Source organism: Shewanella sp. MTB7 (genome assembly GCF_027571385.1).
Lineage (GTDB): Bacteria > Pseudomonadota > Gammaproteobacteria > Enterobacterales > Shewanellaceae > Shewanella.
The window spans coordinates 788,043-813,205 of sequence record NZ_CP085636.1 but is presented as its reverse complement, the minus strand read 5'-3'; the positions used below and the strand labels follow the sequence as shown (position 1 = coordinate 813,205).

At 44.0% G+C, this 25,163-nt stretch carries 18 protein-coding genes; 9 read left to right on the top strand and 9 right to left on the bottom strand.

Features of this window, described 5'->3' with window-relative positions; genetic code table 11:
* Nucleotides 1-16: 16 nt before the first annotated feature.
* Complete coding sequence (locus HWQ47_RS03325; RefSeq protein ID WP_269969778.1) at nt 17-697, bottom strand: spondin domain-containing protein; 681 nt, start codon at nt 695-697, stop codon at nt 17-19.
* Between the two features lie 197 nt (nt 698-894).
* Complete coding sequence (locus HWQ47_RS03320) at nt 895-3,822, bottom strand: alkaline phosphatase family protein (protein WP_269969777.1); 2,928 nt, start codon at nt 3,820-3,822, stop codon at nt 895-897.
* Nucleotides 3,823-4,012: 190 nt separating this feature from the next.
* On the opposite strand from HWQ47_RS03320, the gene HWQ47_RS03315 reads away from it, so the two are divergent.
* From HWQ47_RS03315 to HWQ47_RS03305, 3 genes are all read left to right on the top strand, one after another.
* Nucleotides 4,013-4,378 carry a group I truncated hemoglobin gene (locus tag HWQ47_RS03315; protein WP_269969776.1) on the top strand — a complete coding sequence of 122 codons (366 nt, stop codon included), beginning with the start codon at nt 4,013-4,015 and terminating at the stop codon, nt 4,376-4,378.
* 3 nt (nt 4,379-4,381) lie between these two features.
* Entirely contained in the window at nt 4,382-5,347 is a 966-nt protein-coding gene (locus HWQ47_RS03310; protein WP_269969775.1) for a 2Fe-2S iron-sulfur cluster-binding protein, read from the top strand.
* A gap of 144 nt (nt 5,348-5,491) precedes the next feature.
* The gene (locus HWQ47_RS03305; protein ID WP_269969774.1) at nt 5,492-7,447 is read left to right on the top strand and encodes an alkaline phosphatase D family protein; all 1,956 of its coding nucleotides are present in this window, start codon (nt 5,492-5,494) and stop codon (nt 7,445-7,447) included.
* A 58-nt stretch (nt 7,448-7,505) separates the two neighbouring features.
* Here HWQ47_RS03305 and HWQ47_RS03300 read toward each other — a convergent pair whose 3' ends face one another.
* The 3 genes from HWQ47_RS03300 to HWQ47_RS03290 form a co-directional block, all read right to left on the bottom strand.
* Nucleotides 7,506-7,976, bottom strand: a complete 471-nt coding sequence (locus HWQ47_RS03300) for a hypothetical protein (protein WP_269969773.1) — start codon at nt 7,974-7,976, stop codon at nt 7,506-7,508.
* Between the two features lie 135 nt (nt 7,977-8,111).
* Nucleotides 8,112-9,029: a pseudouridine synthase gene (locus HWQ47_RS03295; RefSeq protein ID WP_269969772.1), complete on the bottom strand. Its 918-nt coding sequence runs from the start codon at nt 9,027-9,029 to the stop codon at nt 8,112-8,114.
* Nucleotides 9,030-9,184: 155 nt separating this feature from the next.
* Nucleotides 9,185-9,760, bottom strand: coding sequence for an LON peptidase substrate-binding domain-containing protein (locus tag HWQ47_RS03290; RefSeq protein WP_269969771.1), 576 nt, complete (start codon nt 9,758-9,760; stop codon nt 9,185-9,187).
* Between the two features lie 331 nt (nt 9,761-10,091).
* On the opposite strand from HWQ47_RS03290, the gene HWQ47_RS03285 reads away from it, so the two are divergent.
* From HWQ47_RS03285 to HWQ47_RS03265, 5 genes are all read left to right on the top strand, one after another.
* Nucleotides 10,092-10,553: a YhcH/YjgK/YiaL family protein gene (locus tag HWQ47_RS03285; protein ID WP_269969770.1), complete on the top strand. Its 462-nt coding sequence runs from the start codon at nt 10,092-10,094 to the stop codon at nt 10,551-10,553.
* A gap of 221 nt (nt 10,554-10,774) precedes the next feature.
* Nucleotides 10,775-11,317, top strand: a complete 543-nt coding sequence (locus HWQ47_RS03280; protein ID WP_269969769.1) for a protein tyrosine phosphatase family protein — start codon at nt 10,775-10,777, stop codon at nt 11,315-11,317.
* A 158-nt stretch (nt 11,318-11,475) separates the two neighbouring features.
* Nucleotides 11,476-12,654, top strand: coding sequence for a YjgN family protein (locus HWQ47_RS03275; protein ID WP_269969768.1), 1,179 nt, complete (start codon nt 11,476-11,478; stop codon nt 12,652-12,654).
* 9 nt (nt 12,655-12,663) lie between these two features.
* On the top strand, nt 12,664-13,707 hold the full coding sequence (locus HWQ47_RS03270) for a M48 family metallopeptidase (protein ID WP_442802067.1): 1,044 nt from the start codon (nt 12,664-12,666) through the stop codon (nt 13,705-13,707).
* A 196-nt stretch (nt 13,708-13,903) separates the two neighbouring features.
* The gene (locus HWQ47_RS03265) at nt 13,904-16,219 is read left to right on the top strand and encodes an aminotransferase class V-fold PLP-dependent enzyme (protein WP_269969766.1); all 2,316 of its coding nucleotides are present in this window, start codon (nt 13,904-13,906) and stop codon (nt 16,217-16,219) included.
* Between the two features lie 63 nt (nt 16,220-16,282).
* Here the strand turns inward: HWQ47_RS03265 and mepA are convergent, their stop codons facing one another.
* Nucleotides 16,283-17,146: a penicillin-insensitive murein endopeptidase gene (gene mepA / locus HWQ47_RS03260; protein WP_269969765.1), complete on the bottom strand. Its 864-nt coding sequence runs from the start codon at nt 17,144-17,146 to the stop codon at nt 16,283-16,285.
* Nucleotides 17,147-17,356: 210 nt separating this feature from the next.
* On the opposite strand from mepA, the gene HWQ47_RS03255 reads away from it, so the two are divergent.
* The gene (locus HWQ47_RS03255; protein WP_269969764.1) at nt 17,357-17,608 is read left to right on the top strand and encodes a DUF2999 family protein; all 252 of its coding nucleotides are present in this window, start codon (nt 17,357-17,359) and stop codon (nt 17,606-17,608) included.
* A gap of 100 nt (nt 17,609-17,708) precedes the next feature.
* Here HWQ47_RS03255 and HWQ47_RS03250 read toward each other — a convergent pair whose 3' ends face one another.
* The 3 genes from HWQ47_RS03250 to HWQ47_RS03240 form a co-directional block, all read right to left on the bottom strand.
* Entirely contained in the window at nt 17,709-20,033 is a 2,325-nt protein-coding gene (locus tag HWQ47_RS03250; RefSeq protein WP_269969763.1) for a M4 family metallopeptidase, read from the bottom strand.
* A gap of 526 nt (nt 20,034-20,559) precedes the next feature.
* Nucleotides 20,560-23,793, bottom strand: a complete 3,234-nt coding sequence (locus tag HWQ47_RS03245) for an efflux RND transporter permease subunit (protein WP_269969762.1) — start codon at nt 23,791-23,793, stop codon at nt 20,560-20,562.
* A gap of 53 nt (nt 23,794-23,846) precedes the next feature.
* Nucleotides 23,847-25,145 (bottom strand): efflux RND transporter periplasmic adaptor subunit, encoded by a 1,299-nt coding sequence (locus HWQ47_RS03240; protein WP_269969761.1) that lies wholly within the window; start codon nt 25,143-25,145, stop codon nt 23,847-23,849.
* Nucleotides 25,146-25,163 lie beyond the last annotated feature (18 nt).

Here is a 25,163-nt window from a genome sequence, read left to right as displayed (position 1 = left end):
TAAAGCTAGTGAATAGTTAGTAAATACGCTTAATTTTGACTTTAGCAACAGGACCACTCCAATCGTACAGTGACTGAGCTAAATCGGCCTCACCGTGAATACCTGGGCTTGGGTATGAGTAACCTTCATCACTGGCATCAGGTGCAGAGAAGGGATTACCACCACACACAGGACCTGGAATGTTCACACATAACTCATCATTTGCTTCTGAACCTGCATCATAGGCACGCATATTGTAGTGAACAGTTTGACCACGTCTTCTAGGTAATTTTTTTGCTCTTAATGAAACCAAAGTGTCATTTGTTGGCAGTAACATCGAAATCAAACTGATACGGCTAAATCTGCGACTCGCACTAATTTCAAAAGTCACACTTTGACCATTGGTCAGCAATCCATCCGTGCTTGTTGTATTGGCGACTCTAGATGAACTGTCTAGTTCATCTTTTAAACCACTAATATCACCACCTTCAGCAACATTAGCGATATTCTCACTGGATGGCTCACCTAGTGTAAACAGCTGCATCTCAGGCTTGTGAGTCGCTGCTAATAATGGGGTAAATGCGATGCCTTTGGTCAAATTAGTCACCGTCACTTCATAAACGGCTTCACGATGATAACCGGCATAACTCTCGGCAAACAAACTCGGAGATAAGCAAATCGCAAAAAGCATTAAACTTAATTTTTTAATATGTTCCATGTCATAGATCTCACTGTAATTAAAAGGATTAAATCTATATTTAACGTCAATATATTAAACTGGAAATATCGACTATAAGCTTTAAATATCACAGAAAGGTCACGAAAACAGGGCATTTGAGTCACATGAAAAAACAAGTTCTAAATAGCCTATTAAAATAAATATACTTTCTCTCTCTTATTTGAAGTTCGCTCAACTTATTGAACATCTAGCTTTTCAAGCAATGATGGATAGCCCCAACCATTTTTACCGGGCACAACAGCTTCTCCAGTTAAAAATTCATAGATGGTTGGCGCCAGTGAACCGTTCTCCTCGATCGTTAACGGCGTGACTGCATCACCTATTGGCGCTCCCCAAAATCCGATAAAGGCGTCTTTCTCGAGATAATCTTCACCAGCATGGCGACCAGGGACTTTAGTGTTGAAGCCTATTCCCGCCTTAGGGAACAGATTGATTGTCCCCGCCCTATCCTCTTCATACAGTCTTGCCACTTGATTCACGGCATCAGGCCTTAAGGTAAATCTTGTTAGTGCTCGCCATTGTTGGACACTGCACCATGACTCTGGCTCCTGCTCTTTGGCTTGGTGCAAGCATCTGTTTTTTAAAGCGGAGTATTTGTTCAATTCTGCTGCTGTCGGCTGCTCTCGATATGGATTGAGAGTCTGGATGTCGAGCAACTTTGGCTCAATATCGGGCTCAGCGCCCCCTGACTCAGTAACGGATACACTGGTATAGAGCAACTTATCTCCCCTTAGCTCCACCAGCTCATCAAGACGTACCCCGTCGCGGTATCCAATCAGGCGAATTTGGCACTGGTTAAACCTACACTGTTGCTCCCGCAACACCATATAATCAAGACTGTCCGCCAATCTGTTAACTGTCTCAGCCACGATATCAATCGTCTGGGATGGATCCGTTGCATTGATGGCTGTCCAGCGAATTAACTCTTTATAAGTCGGCTGCACCTTCCATCCCAATGCAGAATTAAACAGATCCATCATCATGTTGCCGCCAGCTGTCGATGCGACAAGAATATCAACGCCTTTGTTACTCGAGTAATTCAATGCATTGGTGATCTTAGGGCCTTCGCCCTCATCAGAGGATATTTTTTTCACTAAAATTGGGTACCCTAGCTCCTCTGACAACGCTGAAAATACTGATTTTTCGGGGTTGAGTGCATAGAAAACAGGTGTTAAACCATGATCTCCAGCCATGCCCCACAAGGTTTGATCATAGATCCCAGCTTCTTTATAAACTAGCTCAGTTCGAGATAGCCAATAATCCAATCTATTTAGCTCCCCCGTTGGCATGATGATCTCGTCACTAAAGGGGCCGGTAAAATGCGCAAAATGATCCGGCCAGGGGTTATAGATCAAGGTGAAATCTGGCATCCCTTGTCCATCCAGACTTGCCAGTTCAGTTATCCTCTGCTCTATTTTCCATTTTTTAGTTAATTTAGTAAAAATATCGAGAAAATAAATCCCTTGATAGCCCTGTATATCCTCAATCAAGCCCTGACGAAATTGACGCAGTTTAACTTCAACCTTAGCGCGATCTTTTAACTCTCTTAAGCACCGTTTCTCACCATAATCTCGTTGCACTTCACCCAATCCCAGATTCACTAATCCGTCAAAACTGGTATGGGCGTTCCAATCATACTGCGCATTGCAATTAAGGGTGATGAGGTAAGCCAATCGGTCAAACATGGTTTGCACGCCTGAGCTTTCCATTAACCTGTCCAGCTGCAGAGCATCGTTACCAAAGAAGTAATAAGCCCTGTCCTCTTCTCTGTCTACAAAGTGAAAGTTGGGGATCCCCGTTCCTCGCTCTCCAGAAACCTTGGCACCAGTTTTTATGATAGGCAGATTACGCACACTAATGGTTGGCGTCGATGAGATCCCCACCTGAGCAATTGAGTCCCGATTAGTTTTATATAATTGCTTAAAGAAAGGTAAATAATGGGGATCGTCATACTGAGTCTTTGCCAACATTCCCATAAACTTAACTTGCTGCTCATGTTCAGGCTGTTTGACCTCCCCACTTTTAGGTTTAAAACTTGTACGAGATTCGTGGATCTGATTAGCATGTTTGATAAAAGGTGTTGATGGGTCAATTAGGCCTTCAAGCAAGCCCTGTTGCAAACCATCAACGGCCACTTGTACTCCATAACGTCGCTCCTGCTGTGAGGTTAGAAACTGAATTAAGCTATCGGGACTTTCATCAAAGGTATCCTGCATCCAAGCATTTAATGCCTCTTCTCGTTCTTGCTTAAATACAAACTGACGATAAGCTTTAAGTACATTGAGACGAACGAAGTCGATTAGGGTAATGGTTAACGCTTGGGCCTTATTATCCACTCGATTTCGATGCTCAGGCTTACCATCTTCGATGATAGTCTGTAGCGCAGCTTTCATTTCTCCTGCTTCCATTCCCCCAGTCGCTTTTACCATTAGCTCAACAATAATTGGTTGAATTTTACCTATCAAAGCTAGATCTGTTGGACTCTGGGTAAGGTAGGTGTAGTGATGCGGTAATGCGTCCATATCCTGCCACTCACCAATCTCCACTAAAGCATCATAAATGGTCACCATAGAAGGGATAAACCGGCTATCCGTTTTTATCCCTTGGCTATTATCCTGTTCACCAGATGTTTGCTTATCCTCAGGAGTTAGCTTATCTCCGTACTGATACAAACTGTGCTCAAAATCCTTAAGTTGCTCAGAAGAATAAACACGATTCAGATACTGCTTAAACTCATCATCCGCGCTCACGCCGGTATATTGATCGTAAAAACTATAGAGGAAATGACCCAAGGGAATGGCGTAAGTCGGATCGCTAAGCTGAGCGATAACGCTGGCTTTAACCTTACTGTCCAGAGGAAGTGTCAGGATGTACACATCGAGAGAGACACCCGCAATGGTAAACAGTGTGATATCACGAGTCAGCTTAGTAGAAGCACTCAAGGAGGAGACAATTTGATCTCTCATTATCTCACTAGCATTAAACACACCACCGATAACTGGCGTATCACCGATATCGGCGGCGGACGGCAAGCTGATTAATGCCAAGATCAGGTAGAGGCACCGACTTAGTCTACCCATTGGGGTGTTAATTAATTTTTCCATAGTCTCTCAAACTCTATTGATTCTTAATATTATTTATCACTTACTCGCTTAGGCTAAGGTACCCAATAACCTTGACGTCTGACAATAGTGTTCTAACCTCAAAAAGATACCATTTTTTTATTGTTTACTCAGAGACTCCTTATCAGTCTCTACCATTCGTTATGTTTTAACAAAAAGACAAGGAAAGATCATGACAACTCTTTTTGAACAACTCGGTGGCGATGCGGCTGTCGATGCGGCAGTGGATATTTTCTATCGTAAAGTGTTAACCGATGACAGCATTAGTCCGTTTTTTGATGATGTCGATATGGATCGCATGAGAGCAATGCAAAAAAGTTTTTTAACCATGGCATTTGGTGGACCCAATAGCTACACAGGCGCTTCATTACGCGAAGCCCATGCCCCACTGCTTAAACAAGGAGTCAATACTAGCCACTTCACCACGGTAGCCGGACACTTACAAGCAACACTACAAGAGCTAAGCGTGCCTGATGAGTTAATCGAACAGGTCATGACAATCGCTGGTAGCACCCATGATGATGTACTAGGCCTATAGCCAATGTTCAAAGTCTATTGGCAAGGGCAAACCATAGTATTAAATGAACAAGAAAGTGTGCTCGATGCTCTGCTTAGAAAGGGCATTGACCTGCCTTATTCTTGTAAAAGTGGCAACTGCCATACCTGTATGTTGCAAGCTGAACAGGGCGATGTCACAGATTCCCAGCCTGATATACGCGCCAGTTGGAAGGAGTTGGGATATTTTCTGCCCTGTATTTGTCATCCTGAAGGGGAACTCACCTTAGCGGCCATAGAGCAAGATGAGATATTTACCTCTGCCCGTGTCACTGCCATTGAACATTTAAGTGAACGCATCTGTCGCGTCACCTTCGATCCCGCAACACCATTCGATTATCACGCGGGGCAGTTTATCAACCTTAAACGCACCGATGGTCTTAAGCGGAGCTACTCACTCGCCAGTTTACCAACACAGGACAGCATGCTTGAAATCCATGTTCAGCAGATGGAAAAAGGCACCATGAGTCAATGGATCCATCAAGAGTTATCGGTGGGAGACAGCGTCGACATTTGTGGTCCTTTCGGCCATTGTTACTATCAAAAAATGGCAAAATCAGCACCTATACTGCTGATAGGAACCGGCAGTGGACTTGCTCCTTTGATGGGAATAGTCCGCGATGCGCTAGATAACAACCATCAAGGCGACATATACCTTTATCATGGCAGTCGAACCATAAATGGCCTATACGGCCAAGATTTCCTGACCAATCTTGCCAAGAAATTTGGCAACTTTCATTACTGCGGCGCTGTTTCAGGTACTGAGATGAAAGGGGCTGATCGTATACACGCTGACGATCTAGCACTAAAAAATCATAAGAGTTTAAAAGGTTGGCAGGTATATCTATGCGGGCACCCAGCAATGGTCGCTAAAATGAAAAAGCGAGCCTATTTAGCCGGAGCCGAGATCAAACATATCTATGCGGATCCCTTTATCACTAAAGAAGAGTGATCTCACTACAGTTCCTTACAGTACAAGGAACACCCTCTATAAATCCCCAACTATCATTAACCCTTTTTCATTGAATTCCCTTTGCAATTCATATCCACTTGTTTAGTCTGGTAAGTAATAACATAAGTTTGATATATTGAGTTGATGATGTCTGTAGCCCCTCTTCCCCTGTTAATTGCAGGTCCCATGCTCCGTCATTGTGATCGCGACAACTTCACGCTCTGGTTTGTTACCAGTCAACCCATGACATCCCTCACTTTGACACTCAGTTGTCTTGTTAGCGATGTAAGAGAAGAGCAAACATTTTTCAATGAGTGTTTAGATACTGAGCAACTAGATTGCATCAAGTTAGGCAGCCAAGCTTATCAATATATGGTTCATCTTAGTAAGCCAGAACTGCTGCCAATCAATGTTCAGATAAACTACTCTTTAGCAGATAAACAACAGGGTCCTATTTTCAGTGGCATAGATGGCCTGAACTACAGCCAACAAATAACGCCAAACTTTGTCATCAAGCCTGAAATTGATCATATGCTCCATGGCTCATGCCGTAATGCCCACCATCACAGTGGTGATGCTTTAGTGGCGGCAGATAGCCAACTCGAAGAGAATATAGGTCCGCAAGCCAGACCTGCGCTTTTGATGCTCAGTGGTGACCAGGTCTATGTTGATGACGTTGCAGGTCCTATGCTCCACGCGATTGGCGAAGTGATCAAACTGCTGGGTTTACCCCATGAAAAGTTCACCCATGCGCAGCTCTCCGGTAGTGACGCGATTAGTTATCATCCTGCAGCTTTGTATCAACGTCATAAAAACTTACTGCCTAAAACCAACTACCCTGCGAAAACGGCACTAGGTAGTTGGTACCGAAACCACCCCATATTTACCTCTTCAATTGCCGAAAATCATCTAGTCAGTCTTGGTGAGATCATCGCATTTTATCTGCTTACCTGGTCACCTGAACTGTGGAACCGCGTAGATATTCCCAAAAAGGTGGTTGGTTTATCTGTTGTTAATACCGCTAGGTGGCAACGTGAATGGACCCACATACTCGAATTCAAGGCTGGACTTAAGCAAGTCAGACGACTCTTGGCTCACCTGCCGACTTATATGATATTTGACGATCATGATGTTACCGACGACTGGAATCTAACGGCCAAATGGGAGGAAGCCGCTTATGGGCATGCATTTTCAAAAAGAATTATCGGCAATGCACTCATAGGTTATGCACTGTTTCAAGGATTGGGCAATACGCCAAAGAGATTTAAAGCTGAAATAATTCCCAGCCTAAACACCTTCTTTAATCAGCCTAATGAAGCCTACCACAATGAGCTTATCGATAATTTACTGCAGTTTGAGCACTGGCATTACAATCTTAATACCAGTCCTAAAATAGTGGTTCTCGATACTCGAACTCAACGATGGCGCAGTGAGTCCAATTTGGCTAAACCTTCCGGCTTAATGGACTGGGAAGCGTTAATGGAGTTCCAACATGAGCTAGTAGGACAGAAAAAAGTCATCATTATCTCTCCCGCCCCGATGTTCGGCGTAAAGTTAATTGAAACCATACAGAGAACAGCAACTTTATTGGGCGGCTCTCTATTAGTAGATGCTGAAAACTGGATGGCACACCCAGGTACAGCCAACACCTTGCTTAGTATCTTCCAGCACAGAAAAACCCCTGAGCAGTTTGTGATCCTATCGGGGGATGTTCACTACTCCTTTGCTTATGATATTCGTATTCGTTTTCGTAAAGGAGGACCTAAAATATACCAGATAACCTGCAGTGGCATTAAGAATCAGTTTCCAGAAAAACTACTGCCTATACTGGATAAACTCAATGGCTGGTTATATGGACATTTCTCCCCATTAAACTTCTTCACCAAACGTAAGCGTATGTCGATACGAGGACGTAGGCCCAATGGTGCCCCAAGTCAGCGATTATTTAATAAGAGTGGCATTGGTATGGTGAGCTTTGCTCAAAATGGTGCTCCAACAAAAATAGCCGTACTGCACGCTGATATGAGCGAAACTCTTTTCGAAAGACCCTGCAGCGATAAACATGGATCCCATTCGACAGTTAAAGAAACTGACGATTAGTGAATAAGCATCAACAGCAACTGGCAGAGCACTAATTGTTATCCACTAACGATTCAGTTTAATTCGTCGGAGTTGGCTCTGGTGCAGACCTGCTTACTGGAGCCGTAATCGACTGTTCGCTACCCGGTCTTGGGTGATGCGCATAATCTTCTCCAGCCCTAGGTCCTGCCCCCGGAGTGCGCATAGGTTCTAAAGCCTGACGCGGCATTCTTTGCATATCACGGTCAGATTCTCGAGTCGGTATCGAATCAGCTAAATGTTGATCAGCTGAAACTTCTGTAGTTATAGCGTCACTGATAACATCACTCGATGGTAATGTAATGGCTGTTCGAGATGAAGGACTTGCAGCGAATTCGACAACAGCTGGGCTAGCCTGCTTCTGTGACGCTAAATTTTGTTCATTGCCTGATTCTGCATTAGATACGGCGTTAGACACTGTCACCGTGCTACTGTCAGAAAAGCTCTGATAACCCAATGAAGCAGCGACGACTAAAGTAACGAAACCTACAGTGAGGGTCATTTTACTCATTATATTTTCCTTATTCTATGAGCAACCCCTACCACATGCTGAGGTTTCTGCGATTAATGAGAACACTTAATTAACCTTAAGCATAAAGCTAAGCCAGCAGAAATACAATGAAGGTATACAATATTCAAAGAGACCTTAAGATTCAATGGCTGTGTATTCTAGCGCTATCAACTTATTGGTTACAGGATCAGTAAATTTGAGCCGTCTGGCGAGTAGCTTAAGTGGTTTATTGTAGTCATCTTGAGCTTTATCTTGCAGGTGCGGATAACATCTGTCATTTAAAATCGACATGCCTAAACTTTGCATATGCACCCTAAGCTGATGAGTTCGTCCAGTGATTGGCGACAGATTAAATACACCAATCTCGCCTCTCACTTCAATAAGAGATATCTCTGAATGACTATTAGCCTCACCTTCTGTCACTCGCATGGTAAATGTTGGCTCTCCTTTTACCATGCGATTCTTAACAGTCCAGTGAATAGGCAAGGTTAATTCCGTTCTCTGGTGTTGCGCTATCAACTCAGGAGTTAATTTGGCTAATGCCTGATACTCTTTGCGGATCAAACCAAATTTAAAGAGATCATGATATTGCTGACGGTGCTCAGGCTGCAGACAGAGTAAAACCAACCCAGCTGTCGCTCGGTCTAACCTGTGCGCAGGGACAATAGTCTCAATACCCGTCTTCATTCTAAGTCGATTAACTAAGCACTCATTGATCACATTTCCACTTGGGTACAATGCAAGAAAATGAGGTTTAAAAGCGACAATGATTTGCTCATCACGATAGATAACCTCTTCATCGAATGGCACTTTAGTTTCACTCTCCACTTCTCGATAATAGTAGACTCTAGCTCTTGGCCTGTAAGGGGTATCAATATCAATTAAGCTGCCATCCTGCCAATGCACTTTGCCTGCACTTATTCTGGCACACCATACATCAGCACCAATCTGTTCGAATCGCTCAGCAAGAAAACTCAACACAGTAGGTTTGTCGGTAATATGTTCAGACAGAACAACGTAGGAGGCTTGGCTTGCAAGGACAGAAGAGGACATAGGGTTCAAGTAACTCAAATAGCTCAGAGATAAGAAGTGTCATTTTAACAGAATTACCGAAAATAGAGAAAGTGAGTGTAACAGGAAGTAGAAACCTTAATGCTGGATCCTAAAGCGAATTCAGGATGATGACACCAACTAAACAATTGCAAGAGTTAATCCGCATGTGACTTTATCAGCTCTAGCACAAACTCCATTGTTTGGTGGCAATCAGGTTGGTTAATCAAAGTTAATTTATCTTTATTATAGAGGGGTAACACTTCCAACCAACGTTGACTGACCCAGGAAGCATCCTGCAAATAAACCTTAGAATAAAGCTCAAACAGATCAGGGTTTACCTCATAGAACTGTTCCAAAGCTGCGCTTATCAGCTCGAACTCGCCACTGATAGGCTCTTCACGCCAATTACAAGTTGGCAGTGTTCTGGCTATCCAGACACCATTTCTCTGCCGGGCAGCGGATAATATTTTCACTCTCTGCTTACCCTCCAACACTATGTTCAAACTGGTGCCGTTCCCTTGATTAAAATCGATGATCTCACATTGAGTAACGCTAGGATAACAGGGAGGTGTACCATTGGCTTTAAACATACCAAAGGCTAAAGGGTATTTGCCTTTGCATACATCTGCGACCATCTTCAGGTGATTGGGGGTTATTATATTCAGCTCAAGCCTTCCATCGGGCAGCAACAAAGCATCTCGCGTGATTAACGCCATCTCCTGTGTTTTCATAGTAACCTCCTCCCCTTAGGGTAGGTAACGGCTAGAAAGTACCAGTTTTAACTAATTTCATAAAATAAAAAACTAACGATCTTAAAGTGTAGCAGTTGAAACTGTTCTCTGTAGCTAACCATATGTTCCACACATAACAAACAGTACTAAAGGCTGAATTATATTAGACAGCTTATGACAGGTATTTGTTGCAAAAATCACCATAATTTTAAAAGACTTCAAGGTGCCCCATAACATTGCCCTTTGCCATTACATTATTTAATTCATATTTACGGCAAACATAGACAAGGTTAAACTCCTCCTATATACCTCTATCCATATTAAGCCCATTATGATCGTCGATACTTTAAGTAACGCTAAGTTATACTCTCACCTTAGCCCTAAACTCACCCAAGCCTTAGTCCATCTATCCAAGACAGATTTTAGCCAACTTGAAGTGGGAAACTATGAGCTCGATGGCAAAGATATTTTTGTTATCGTCAACGATTACCAGACTAAACCAAAAGAGGGTGAGTCTTTTGAGGTCCACCAGCGATATATCGACGTCCAATATGTTGTCAGTGGCGAAGAGGAATTTGGTTATCTGCCACTCGCAGATCAGACACCGTCACGGCCTTACTTTGCTGAGCATGACTATGCTGAATTCGATTACGAGAGTAATAAGTCTGATGCTACTTTCATCCCTTTTAAGGCTGGGATGTTTGCTATTTTCTTTCCCCAAGATATGCATATGCCAGGCACTTTTCCGACACCAGAAAAAGTTCGTAAAGTGGTCATTAAAGTGAAGATATAACTAACCGACACCTAATTATATTAATTAAAAACCGACCTAACTGTCGGTTTTTTGTTTCCTCTCTCAGTACAAATACTTTCACGGGAATAACAGATAAACGTCAAGAATTTATTGATTTTATAAGCTAATTCACACATAGAACTTAAACTAGGAACTAAACCCCAAGCTGATATTCTAAATGGCATGACACCAATCGTCTTCCCAAATGGAATGAATAGAACATGAATAAATCAGTATTAATGATCGCATTACTCACAAGTATATTTTCGCTCACAACTCAAGCTGCTATCTCCCCCGATACACTGGAAGGAATTAAAGCCATTGAGTTTAATAACGACAACATCATCACTTCAGGTTTACCGAGTAAAGCTGAGTTCTCTAAGCTACAACAAGCTGGTGTCGATCTGGTCATCAATCTAATTCCGGCTGGCAACGCCAGTGGTCATCAAGATGAAGCCAGTTTAGTCACAGGTGCGAACATGGAGTATGTTCACATTGGCGTCGACTGGAACAAGCCAACACGAGAAGATGTAGAGCAATTTTTTAAGGTCATGGATGCCAATTCAGATAAAGATATCCTTATTCATTGCGCAGCAAACTATCGTGCCTCAGCCTTCTATTACCTATACCAACTCAAATCAGGCGCAATAGATAGCGAAGTAATACAAGAGTCCACATTGCGCCCATGGGGCAATCTGACAACCAGTTTTGCCGAATATCCTCAGTGGCACAAACTGATCGAGGAGATTAAAGAAACGCTGTAGCTTTGACCCTAAAAACGATACCTAATAGCCCAAAGTTAATGCCATCGCTTTGGGTTTAGGTAAACGGCTTGAAATTTAACAAAAAAATAACCTTAGTTAATTGATATATGGACCCATATCGTCTCTAATATAGATCTATTCCAACGGAAGGAAATATAATGACTGAGCACAATACGGATCTATCGACTAAACAGCACTCCTTTAACTTTCACGGTAACGCCAGTGAATTTTTCGGCATTTGGATCGTTAATATCTTACTCACCATAGTGACCCTCGGTATCTACTCAGCCTGGGCAAAAGTTAGAACCAACACCTATTTTTACGGTAATACAGAGTTAGATGGTGATCGCTTTGAGTATCTTGCTAAACCTATGCAGATCTTAATTGGACGTATCATTGCCGTAGTCGCACTGATCGCCTGGACTATTTTATCGAGTATTAATCCCATTGCAGCCATTGTATGTGGCCTGCTATTAGCTTTAGCGCTCCCCTATTTATCAGTCAGAAACATCCGCTTTGATGCCAGAATTACACGCTTCAGAAATGTACGATTTAATTTTGAAGGCAGCTACTCCAGCGCCTATCTCAACATATTAGTTAAGCCTTTAGCCACCTATGCACTCATCATTATCTCCTCCTTTGGATTTGCAGCTCTGTTCATGGATAGTCATCCCGCTGTCGCTATTATTGGTGGAATACTGCTATTTACCTTAACCGCGGTATTCGGTTATGCCTGGGTCATGGTCGGTATGGCAAGCTATGTGGTTAACGGCTATCGATATGGCGATAAGCCCTTTAATGCGGGGTTAAATATCAGACAATACGCTAAAATTGCAGCCTTGGGTGGGGCGCTATTTCTTGGCTCATTTATCCTAGGATTTCTCCTGATCATCGCTCTGGGGATGTTCGATACTATCCAAGCCCTTTTCACCGGCGAGGTTATCGATCCCGCAACACAGATGTCATCGGCTCTCACCATTTTTGCAGGCTATCTATACATGTTCTTTATTGGCTTTGTTATCGCTGCATTCGTCAAAACCAGAATTCGTAACTATTTGTTTAGTAAAACCCAGATCGATAATGAGCTGCAACTGGTATCCAACATGACATTAGGTGGGTATCTGACACTGATCATCACTAACCTGCTGCTAACGATTTTCACCTTAGGCTTAGGACGCGCTTGGGCTGACATAAGACATGCCCAGTATATGGCAAGCGTTACCCAACTGGATGGCGATCTCGCCTTAATGGCTGTACAAGATCATAATATTGAAACCAGTAATGCCATTGCCGATGAGATGGTTGATGTCTTCGACATCAATCTCAATATCGTCTAACGTCTCACGATGAACCAAATCGTAAAGGGGCACTTAATGGCACCCCAAAACTCCACAAAACACGCTGCTGAGCTTACACTCAGCAGCAATGGCTTTATTATTCTTAAAAGTGAGCCGCACCAATATCAATGTCAGCTAGATGCAGTCACGTTATCAGATGCTCTCGGCTCTATACCAAGAAATATCACTTTCGCCAGTGGTTGGGTCTTTATCAGTAGTGATGCTAATAAGCTCAATAGCTGGATAAATCGACACAGTAAAACGCCCCTTTTAGTCAAGCTTGAACGTAATTTGCTACTCATCTGCCTTGCCACTGTTATCACCGCATTTACCGGATATGGACTCTATGTTTACGGTGTCCCTAAAGCCGCTAAATTGATCGCTAATCAACTTCCTGTTGAGCTATCTAGAAAGTTAGGTGAGCAAGGGCTCACTATGCTCGATGAGATGGGGTTTGAGGCATCCAAGTTGGAAAAAAAGCAGCAGCACCAGCTTAATTTGAGGTTTAATGCTGTAATAGACAAACTCACAAATCAGGGCATCACCTTTAAACATCCGCCTAAAATGGAACTCAAATATGCTGATGCCGATGCGAATGCATTTGCGCTGGCCGATGGAACCGTCATTCTCACCGATGCCATGGTAAAGCTGGCAAGCGAGGAACACCAACTAGAAGGAGTCATACTCCATGAACTGGGCCATGTTCAGAGTAACCATGTTATGACCAACCTAGTACAAACCGCCATACTCTCCATTACCGCAGCGATGGTAATCGGCGACAGCAGTGGTATATCAGATACCCTTACCAGTGTAGCAGTGCTAGGTGGAGGATTAACTTACTCAAGAATGCATGAGAGTGAAGCCGATGAGTTTGCTGCACAACAACTCTACTTATGGCATCAAAGCGCAAAACCTCTTGCGGATCTATTTGATAAATTAAGTGCACAACAACTCATCGACATGCCCAGCTGGATGAGTACACACCCGGCATTGGGTGACAGAATTGAACACATAAGAAACTATAAGCCAACCCTGCCCCCAATCAGTCAGTAATCAAAAAGGGAAACACCGACATGGTTCTTGGCTATGCAACTTCTTCAATCTGCCTTTTCTCCTGCTCAATCTCTGACTGACACGTTACCACGTAAATGTGACCTTGTTCACTCCTGCAAAGCTGCTAATATAACTTAACGAAATTAGTTATACCCTTAAGTTATATACGGGTTAATGATAATAATATGAGTAACCTATGAGCCAAAAAACTAATTTAAGCCAGATATATCTCGATGCAAACGCAACAACACCTGTACTTCCACAAGCTGCCCAAGCGGCTATGAATGCCATGCAAGACCTCTTCGGTAACCCTAGTAGTAGTCATATTACCGGCCTGAAAGCCAAACACTTAATGGAGCAAACCCGTCAACGGGCTAAGACACTGTTAGGCACAGGTAATGGCAAGCTCATCTTCACCAGTGGCGCTACTGAGGGAATTCAAACCGGCATAATATCAGGCCTAATTAAAGCGAAAACACAGCTTCAAACGGGCAAAAAATACAGTCTTTTATACGGAGCGACTGAACATAAAGCCGTGCCCAACTCTCTGGCGCATTGGAATGAAATTTTAGGGATCCATGCCGAGATCATAGCCATCCCAGTCGATCATACTGGTGAATTGGATCTAGAATTTATAAAAAATGAAGTGAATAACGCCTTAATGATATGCACCATGGCAGTCAATAATGAAACCGGTGTGTATCAAGATCTACAACAGCTTGAGCACTGTATACGCGAGCAGAACAAAGAGGTCTTTTGGTTAGTTGACTGCGTACAAGCTCTGGGTAAGCGACCAATGAATTTAGCAACAACCAGCATAGATTATGCGCCATTTAGCGGCCATAAACTCTATGCTCCTAAGGGAATTGGTTTTATCTATATACGTGATAGTGCGCCATTTACCCCCTTTATTGCAGGCGGTGGACAAGAAAGCGGGCTGCGTTCAGGTACAGAAAACCTCCCAGGTTTAGCAGCCCTTAATGTAATATTTGAGATGCTGCTAGACCAAGATAACAGCAGTTTTTATGATCTGAACACGCTCACTGACTACCGGCGTCAATTGAGCCATAGCCTGTCTCAAGCTTTTCCCGATATCGTATTTAATCACCAGTTTAAAAATAGTGTCCCTACCACACTCAACTTCGCCGTTCCCGGTTTTAGCAGCAAAGAGCTAATGGATCTGTTCGATGCAGCCAATATCCGTGTCAGCTCAGGTTCCGCCTGTAGTTCAAAGGTGACACGAAGCTTTGTACTAGATGCCATGGGTCTACCCGCATGGCAGAGTGAATCCGCTATTCGACTCTCCTTTGGACCTGCGATGACCCAAACTGAAATTGACATAGCTTGCTTGAGGATCCGCTCAGCAGCAAAAGCACTATCCAATAGTTGCCTGATGTTAGATGACTCTCAAACTCTACAAGATAGAGCCCCGTTAGATGGACTGGTTCAATTAAGATCCGGTTCTAGCTGCACTTGGATCTATGCCGATCTGAAGAGTAAGCAAGCCTTGGTCATCGATCCCCTTCCTGAACTTGAGAAGCGTATAGATACTTTACTTCAATGCCAACAGCTCACCCCTATTGCCATTTTAGATACCCACGGCCATGCAGATCATGTGTCAGGGCGTGTTGCATTAGCACAAAAATACCTGGCCAGCCAGAAAACTGATGCGCTAGGCTGGCCGATTAATACAGATAGTTTGCCGCTCGCTGATGAAACATATCACGCGCTGAATCTCGGAGAACTAACCTTAATAAAGGTCCCCACTCCAGGACATACCGATGACAGTATCAGCTTATTACTGACATCCGACCCACACAAACTCACTACCCATACACGCTATGCTTTCTGTGGGGATACGGTTCTAATGGGCACGCTGGGAAGAACTAATTTCGCTTCAAGCAGCGCTATTCTGATGTACCACAGCCTAAAACAACTAAATCGCCTCATAGGTCAACAAACTCTGTTATGTGCCAGTCACGACTACAATAATGAATTTACCACCAGCTTGTCTGTCGAAGTGACACGTAACCCGTTGTTAAAAATAGTACTCTCAGGTGCAATCAGTGAGTCACAATTCACAACTAGAAAAGCTGATTTAGACGCTAATCTACAGGATGAAGTGGGTGGCGAGATCCTATGTGGTGCCTATAATACTAGCGGTGATAAGGCCCAAATTAAGGAGTACAACAGCGAAGATCTCAAACTACGACTATCAACTGCCAATCATGTGACAATTCTCGATATTCGCGAACCCCATGAATATACCCTGCAACATAAGCTAGATACCAGCAACGAGCCAAGTGATACCGAACATGTGCTGAATACAAGTATTAATATCCCGATGACACGCTTGGTACAGTTTATTCAAGAACATCAGAGCGATAAAGAATCCGAGTGGGTACTTGTTTGTCGCAGTGGTAGTCGTTCTATGGTCGCAGCACAAGCTATGCGCCGCCTTGGATTTGCAAACGTGGCTCACCTCAAAGGTGGCTATGCGCTCAACAGTTAAAAATACCTAACTTATAAATCTAGCTTATAAATCTAGCTTATAAATCTAGCTTATAAATCTAGCTTATAAATCTAGCTTATCAACCAGACCTGAACCGAGTAGAGGAATACATTGCTTAGGCTTTATTTTTTTAGGTGTTGGTTTTGCCTTAGGCGTAGGGCTAGTGTCTTTCACTTTTTTCGGTGCAGTCATCTGCTCCCTCCACCAACTTAGCTCATCACAGCCATTCCCCTTGGGTGGCTGTTTTTGCTCCTCACACAGTTCATTACCCTCGGGACATTTAAGTCTGATATGCATATGAGATGAGTGCCCCCACCAAGGGCGTACCTTCTGTAACCAGTCAGAATTCTGGCCACGATTATCACAAAGTTGTTGCTTTATCACTGGATTAACAAAGATGCGGGCCACACGTGAATCTTGAGCTGCGAGATGTATCATGCTCTGATGAGCATCTGACCAATTTGCGTTGACCTTAAAGGCTTTTCGATTGACGACATCCTGCATTTTTGGTACTTCAAGCTCTTGAGTCGATAGCGCTTTATCGACCTGACGCAACCAGATATCGACATCTAAACCACTTTGGTGACTCCTGTGACCCGACGTAAAGTTACCGCCTCTGGGCATCGACATATCGCCGATAAGAAGATCGCCTAAACCCGTTTGTTTGGTTTTTAGTGAATACTCCTCAATAAAACTAACCAGATCAGCGTGACCATAATATCGATTGCGTGAGGTACGCATAACCTGAAACCCTTCTCCCACATTCGCCAAGGCGACACCGCCAGATAAACAGCCATTTGCATAACTTCCTATTGCCCTAGATTCTCCGCTCAAAGGTTCACTCACTCGCCCCCAAGGATTAGCGGATACAACAGAGCCAATAAACAGCAGATAAAAGAAACAAAGAAGAGCTAAATATTTAGCCATAGCGGTTCATACCAATCCGTATCAGAAAATGCGCAACACGATATCTAAAGCTATGCGGTTTCTAGCATCAAGTCCAGTTAACCTAGTCTAGGAGGGGAGTTAGTAGGAGTAAATCCATGACTGACGCAATTCTTATGCAACTGCTATCATTTAGTTAGATGAGTGATAGAATCAGTACCAAGTTAACTTTAACCCCAAGTAGGCAGTGCAATGAACCCAATTCTTGCGATCTTAAAAGAACACGATATCAGTGACACACAAATTAGTGAACTGTTCCAAGCAATGACAGAAAACCCAATGATGGCCATGGGCATGATCGGCCAGTTAGGCATTCCGCCAGAAAAGCTACAGCAACTTATGACCCTTGTTATGCAAAATCCGGCTTTAATCAAAGAAGCCGTTACTGAACTAGGCTTAGATTTCTCTAAAGTTGAAGCCGCAAAAGCTCAGCTACAAAAATAGTCAGTAATTAATATTTAAAAGAAAAAGCCATCGATAAATTCGATGGCTTTTTGTCAAACGCTTAGCGAATTATTATACCAATCGGTATAACTAGCTAACGTTAAAAGTTTACAACTTCAACATCAGAACAGCCGCCGTCAGCGCCACATACTTTATAGCTAAAGCTTGTTCCGTCAACATCTCTAAAGCGATCGGTATGACTACTATTCGTCGTTGTTCCAACTTCAACACCATCACGGTAGATAGTAAAGGTGCCTACGCTATCCCAACCCAATCTGACACGAATTCTTCCACTACGTGACTTATGAGAATTTTTAACTGTTAGGTTAAAATCAGTGACTTCGTCAACTTGAACATCAAACGTCTGAGTCGATACAGCTGTTGCTCCATCATCATCAGTCACGGTGAGGCTCACATCATAAGAACCTGATACAGTGTACTCATAAGAGGTCGTTTCACCAGTTCCAGTAGAACCATCACCGAAGTTCCAGTTCCAATCAACAATGCTACCATCACTGTCAGTACTGGTGCTGGTAAAGCTTGCCATACCTAAGCTAAAGCTCGAATCAAAGTCAGAAACAGGCGCTTCATTGGGAATATCGCTACCTTCATAGCTACCAACAAGCGCTGCTCCGTCATAGGCATTATAACCATGTAGCATTACCCAATAGATTCCCTCTTGTGCAGGGTCAACAGGGCAGGACTCATTATTACCACCGCTATATGGACGACAATCATAGGTCTCCATTGTTGGCGCTTCACCATACCTCACATACAGATCGCCATCACCAGTGCCACCTGAGAGAGCAAAAGCTAACTCTGTAGCATCAGCAGGAACCACTAATGTGTAATAAGCTTTACTACCAGTATTACCACTTACATCAACCGACTCGCCATTAACTAACACAGTAGGCTCAGGAATTGGTTCAGGCTCAGGCTCGACACACGCTTCAACGCCAACAGCCATGAAAGCAGCTTCGACATCTGCTGTGTTATAACCTAAATCTGATGCGGCGTTTTTCACGCCACAAGCACCATCCCAAAACTTGCTATTTGCAGTCCAGTAAACCTGGTTAGCAACCACCATCACTTGGAATGCAGTACGTGTATCCCAGCCATCCATATGTGCTAATGTGTAGAACGCTTTGTTAAATACACCTGAACTATAATGAACATCAATACCATCATAGTAATCAGCCGCATCACCGATTGAATTACCATCAAGCGTAGGATCTTCCATGTAGCGTAATGCACCATCGCCCTTGAAGATATCCGCACCTACAAGCCAATCGTTACTCCCTTGCATAAAGAACTCAGCAGCTTCACCAGCCATATCAGAGAAGGCTTCGTTCATACCACCAGAACGAGCAGCATAAACCAGATCAGAGTTTTGCTGTGTAAAACCGTGACTCACCTCATGGGCTGAAACATCTAAGCTCACTAATGGGTGAAAGGTCGTCGCACCATCACCAAATGTCATTGCAGAGCCATCCCAGAAGGCATTCTCATAGTTGTTACCGTAATGAACACGCATGGTTAGCTGGAAGGTCAGTGGCGCAGTATCGTACCAATCGCTATACATGTTGTAGATAACATTACCGAAGAAGTGTGCATCATTGAGCGGCGCATAAGCCCCGTTAATCTCCTTAACAGTATTGCGTGGGCATTCGTACTCAAACGCAGTGCTACCACTTGTACCATGGTTAAGATTAACTGTTTTTACGTTGGTTGAATCCATGGTGCAATTGGCACCATCTTCAACGACATCCAGATAGCCAAAATCAGTTCCGTACTCATATTGTCCTATTTTGACATTTCCGCCGGGACCAGTGCCAACTTCAGCATGAGTCAAACCTTCCCAACGCTTAAGCACTTCACCGGTTTGGGCATCAATAATAGTAAAAGGACGAGTCGGGTTATCACCATATTGAACATATGATGTGATATAGACTAAACGAGCCTGATTAGCATCATCCTGGTATACCCATAAATCAGCTTGCTCGTTATGACGCTTAAGTTGAGTGGCTAATCTATTTTTGCCTTTCATTGAAGCCGCTAATGCTTGCTTTGAGGAAAGCTTAGGATTAACGAAGCTTTCAGCTTGAGCAATATTGTCCAGCATATTCCCTTTCAATCCAGAGTAAATTCCCATGGATGAAACATCTGAACTAATCGAATAACCAAATACGGGGACACCGTAAAAGTATTGTTGTAGGCGTTGTTTAACCCCATTTTTTCCGAGTTTAATCTCTTTTGCGACTTTAAAATCGCTGCCTTTTTCAAGTGAGATTGCACTATTAATATCGTTACTAGAGTGTATATTTTTTAGTTTTGAAACATCCACACTATTAGCAGCCATCGCTTGAGAACTTAACGCTGCTGAAATTGCGAGAAAAACCAATGAGATCTTGTTATTTAGCATCATGCTGTTACCCATTAAATTTATATTTAGGGAGTTTGCTGCAAGACAATAGCAGCGAACCTGATGACATCCAGTTCAAACAGACACAACAAAAAAATAGACTGGTAATTTAGGAGGTCAAATATCGTTCGTTTCATCTTCGACCAAGTAAAAACCATATAGAATGATTAATACAAGTTGAAACAAACAACAATCCTATAAGCCAAAGGTAGAGGGGACAATCAGATAAATGGGCTATCTTAGGGATAAAAAAGAACTAGGAATATACACTTTTGGGTAATAAGAAACCCTAGAGCTAGGATTGAGCGATAGTGATCAAGCTAGTCGATAACATCCATATTTAAGCTACCAGTTAAAAAGCGCAGCATCCTGCTGCGCGTACTAAATCACTAAATGAGACAATGACCGTAACCAATAAAAGGTGCGACGGCAGACTAACGCTACGCACCTCATCTGTTCCATAAGGAAGAAGACCGTCCTTATTCTTTTAAAATTTCAGAAGATAATAAATATAACCTGCTGAAATAGATTAATTTTCCTCTTTGCGGTACATCCAGCGATAAAGCGTTGGCAGTACCAGCAAGGTCAAGGCGGTCGAGCTAAACAAACCACCGATGATCACCACCGCTAACGGCTGCTGGATCTCACTGCCGACACCACTTGAGATCAAAATTGGAATCAGACCTAAGGCGGAGGTTAATGCCGTCATCAATACCGGACGCAGACGACCTACCGTGCCTTCATACACAGAATCATAGAGGCTTTCACCTTTACCTACAGCCCCCGTTGCTTCACGCAAGGCTTGCTGTCGCCTCTGATTAATGGAGTCCACCAACACGACCCCGTTAAGCACCGCCACACCAAATAGGGTGATAAAACCAATGGAGCTAGGCACCGACAGATAAGTACCACTGACATACAAGGCAACCACACCGCCGATTAAGGCTAAAGGTACGTTCGCCATGATCAAGCCCACTTGTTTAATTGAACCAAATGAGAAGAAAAGTAACAAAGCAATCAAACCGATAGAAACGGGTACCACTAACATCAGTTTTTGCTGGGCACGCTGCTGGTTCTCATATTGACCACCGACCACAACGGTATAACCCGCAGGCAGTTCAGCTTGAGGAATAATGGCATAAATGTCATCCACCACCGAGCCCATGTCTCGACCAGAAACGTTAGCTTGTACTACCACTCGACGTTGAACGTCATCACGACGAATATTTGGTGGCGCCATCTCAACCTCAACGCTAGCCACTTCACCTAAACGCACCTTGGCACCGCTGACACCACTTAGAATAAGATCCCTAAGTACGTCCGGCGCGTTACGATACTCTTGAGCTAAACGCACATTAATATCATATCTAGCATTGCCGTCGATCACTTGGCCAGCACTTACGCCACCAATCCCTTGGCTAACTAGGCTCATCACCTCATCGACACTTATTCCGTAACGAGCAAGCTGTTCACGATTTGGGCGTATGACTAATTGTGCTTCTCCACTCACCTGCTCTAGCGAGACATCCACAGCACCTGGGATCTGGGCAACTAGCGCAGTGAGTTTTTCACCACTTTGGGATAGAACATCAAGATCAGGACCAAAGATCTTAATCGCCAACTGTGCCTTCACACCCGATAACAACTCATCCACTCGAGTCGCAATAGGTTGTGAGAAGGTAAATAATAGTCCAGGGAAGACACTTAGCTTCTTCTCCATCAACTTTTGCAGCTCGATACGGTTTTCAGCAGACTGCCACTCATCAACAGGTTTAAGACCAATATAGATCTCTATGTTGTTAACTGGCTCAGGATCGCCACCTAACTCTGCAGCGCCGATACGACTCAAAGCATATTCAACTTCAGGGAATTCAAGCAACATCTTCTCAAGCTTAGGTGCCACATCCAGTGATGTTCCTAGACTTGCCGTTGGTGCTAATGTCACGCGCAAGTTTATCGTGCCCTCCTCTAATTCAGGGACAAATTCAGTCCCTAAACGAGGCAGCAGCGCCATACTCAATACAAACAGCGTCACTGCAGTAATCGCTACCGCTTTGGGTTTGGCCATCGTCACGGTTAACAGACGACGATAAACCACTTCAATCGGTTTGAGTACTGGGCTCTCTCTTAAGGTGATCCCACGTTTAAAGAGGAATACCGCCAACGCTGGTACAGCAACAAGAGCTACCACTAGCGCAGATAACATGGCTAAGATGATACTGACAGCCATTGGCTGGAACAACTTACCTTCGACGCCTTCTAGCGCAAACAAAGGAGCAAACACCACGATAATGATCGCTGTCGCGAAGAAGATAGGACTACACACCTCTTTGGCCGCCAACATTACTCGCAAGGTAATACCATCTTCAGAGCCAGCGACAGAGCCATCCTCATCCACATGGTGGGGATCTGACTCACCATCGGCTCGACCTTGTGCTTCGCTCAAATGACGTCTATCTGGCTGAGTCAGGTGCTTGAAGATATTTTCAACCATCACCACCGAGCCATCCACCAGCATACCAATAGCAACGGCAAGACCGCCGAGAGACATCAGGTTAGCCGACATTCCAAAGTAAGACATCACCATCAAAGCAAGACAGATAGAGACGGGAATGGATAACAGAACCAAAAGTGTCGCACGTACGTTGACGAGAAATAGCGCTAAGATAACGACAATAAACACAAAAGCCATCAAGAGTGCATCACGCACTGTAGTAACAGCTTGGGTCACTAGATCCGACTGATCGTAGAAAACTTCGAAGGTCACACCTTTAGGCAGCGCCTGCTCAACCATTGCCGTTCTGGCATTGATATCGTCGATGGTCGCTTTCGTGTTCGCGCCCATACGCTTTAAGATAACACCGGCAACCACTTCACCTAGGTTTTGTGCATTACCCGCCTCATCACGACGTGTCATGGTCACCGCGCCGACACGGATTTCACTGCCGTAAGCCACATTCGCGATATCGCTCACGCGAATAGGTGTACCGCCAAACTCAGTTAATGGGATCTGGGCAATCGCCTGTAATCCCGCATCACCTGCTGGCAATAAACCATAACCACGCACCACTAACTGCTCTTGGCCCTGATCCATAAACCAGCCACCCGCGTTGCGGTTATTACTCTCTAGTGCTGTTGTGACTTGCGCCATCGAAAGACCATAACTGAGTAACTTAGTTGGATCGATCTGCACCTGATATTGACGAACATCACCACCAAACGAGAGTACTTCAGTCACACCGCCCACAGGCATCATGATAAGCTTGACCAGATAATCGTTCAGACTCCGTAACTCAGTGGCATCGATGCCAGAATCTGCGCTTGCACGTAGAATATACTGATAAATCTGACCTAAACCTGAAGTATTTGGACCAATTTCAGGCACTCCGATCCCATCAGGAATCATCTCTCGTGCTGCTTGTAACTGCTCAAACACCTGTTGGCGAGCAAAATAGATATCCGTTCCTTCATCAAACACGACGGTCACTAAAGACAAGCCAGTGCGTGACAATGAACGAACTTCCGTTACTGCTGGCAGTGCGTACATTGCCGACTCAACCGGGTAGCTTATTAGTTTTTCAACCTCTTCAGCTGCTAGGCCTTCGGCTTCGGTATTCACTGTGACCTGAACGTTGGTCACATCTGGAAAAGCATCCAGATTTAATTTCGGTAACATGGCGATACTGGCTACCGCAATTGCGATTAAGCCTAGTACCACCAATAAACGGTTACGGATCGCAACCTCAATCAGTCTCTGTAACATGAGAGCCTCTTTCTATTCAAGAATGTTGGATAAAAACTATTTAGCAATAGTGATTAATGGTTATGAATATCAAAACCGGACTTAGCCAGTTCAGACGCTAAGAAAAAGGCACCTGAGACCACAACCTTACTGCCAACAGTTAAACCGCGAACCAGATTCATGCCTCGCTGACTTTCCACCACTTCCACCTCGACGGCTTCAAACCCATCTTTACCTTGAATAAATACCTGCCAATCACCATCCCCGCCACGAGTTAATGCGGCATCAGGCAGAACAAAACCCGTCTCCTGAGAATCTGGAAGGTAAAGCTCGGCAAACTGGCCAGCATGGATCACATGACCTGGATTTTCCAGACTCACTAAGATCTGCTCAGTACGGGTCACACTATCTAGCTCATGAGAACGCCCGATAACTTTAGCTTCGATATTTCTATCACCCACACGCACCAGCGCGACACTGCCTATGCTAACTTTCTCAGACTGTGTCGGCGTCACTTGAGCCTCGACCCACAGATGAGACTCATCAGTTAACTGCATTAATGCTGTACCCGCCGGAATAATTTGTCCCAGTTTGGCCAAATCTTGCTGAACACGACCCTTGATAGGTGCGAGTAACTGGTAGCTACCGATTGTTTCAGGCTTAGTTTCTAACCGTGAGATCTGCTTTGAAGTCATCTTCATCGCCTCTAAAATCGCACGCTTTAACTCGGCATCAACTTGCGCCTGAAGATAACGGCTGGCACTAACAGCACTCTTACTCATGCGACTCACTCGACTCCACTCAGCGGCAGCATTAATATAATCTGCTTGAGCCTGTGCGACAGCGACACCACTTAACGTCAGTAGTGGTTGACCTTGAATCACTTCTTGTCCAGGTACCACATGACGCTGCTCTATTTTAACATCGAGTTGTGGCGCTAATGTCATGGTTCTATCTCGATCGACCACTAAGGTCGCCGTAGCAACCGCTTCTAAGCTAAAAGAAGCGACGGCAAGCTGCTCAACCTTGATATCTGCAAGTTGCATTTGTGCAGCAGATAATGCGATGGGGTGAGACTCCTCCTCTTCTACTGCTGTTTCAGCAGCACCGTGACCATGGCCATCATCAGTTTGCACTGTCGACTCTCCCTCATGATCATGACTCTCTTCATTTTGATGTGCAGTCTCTTCCACATGTGGTTCAGTCGATCCGTTCTCAATAGAGGTATGCTCATGTTCGTCACCAGCAAATACTGTCGTTGAGATTGAGGTAACCATTATTAACGTGATCAGTAATCCAAAGCCCATGGCTTTAGCGATGGCTTTAGTCACTGCGTTAGTCTCGTTGATTTTCAAACTTGTATGATGTTTCATATTGATAAATTCCAATCT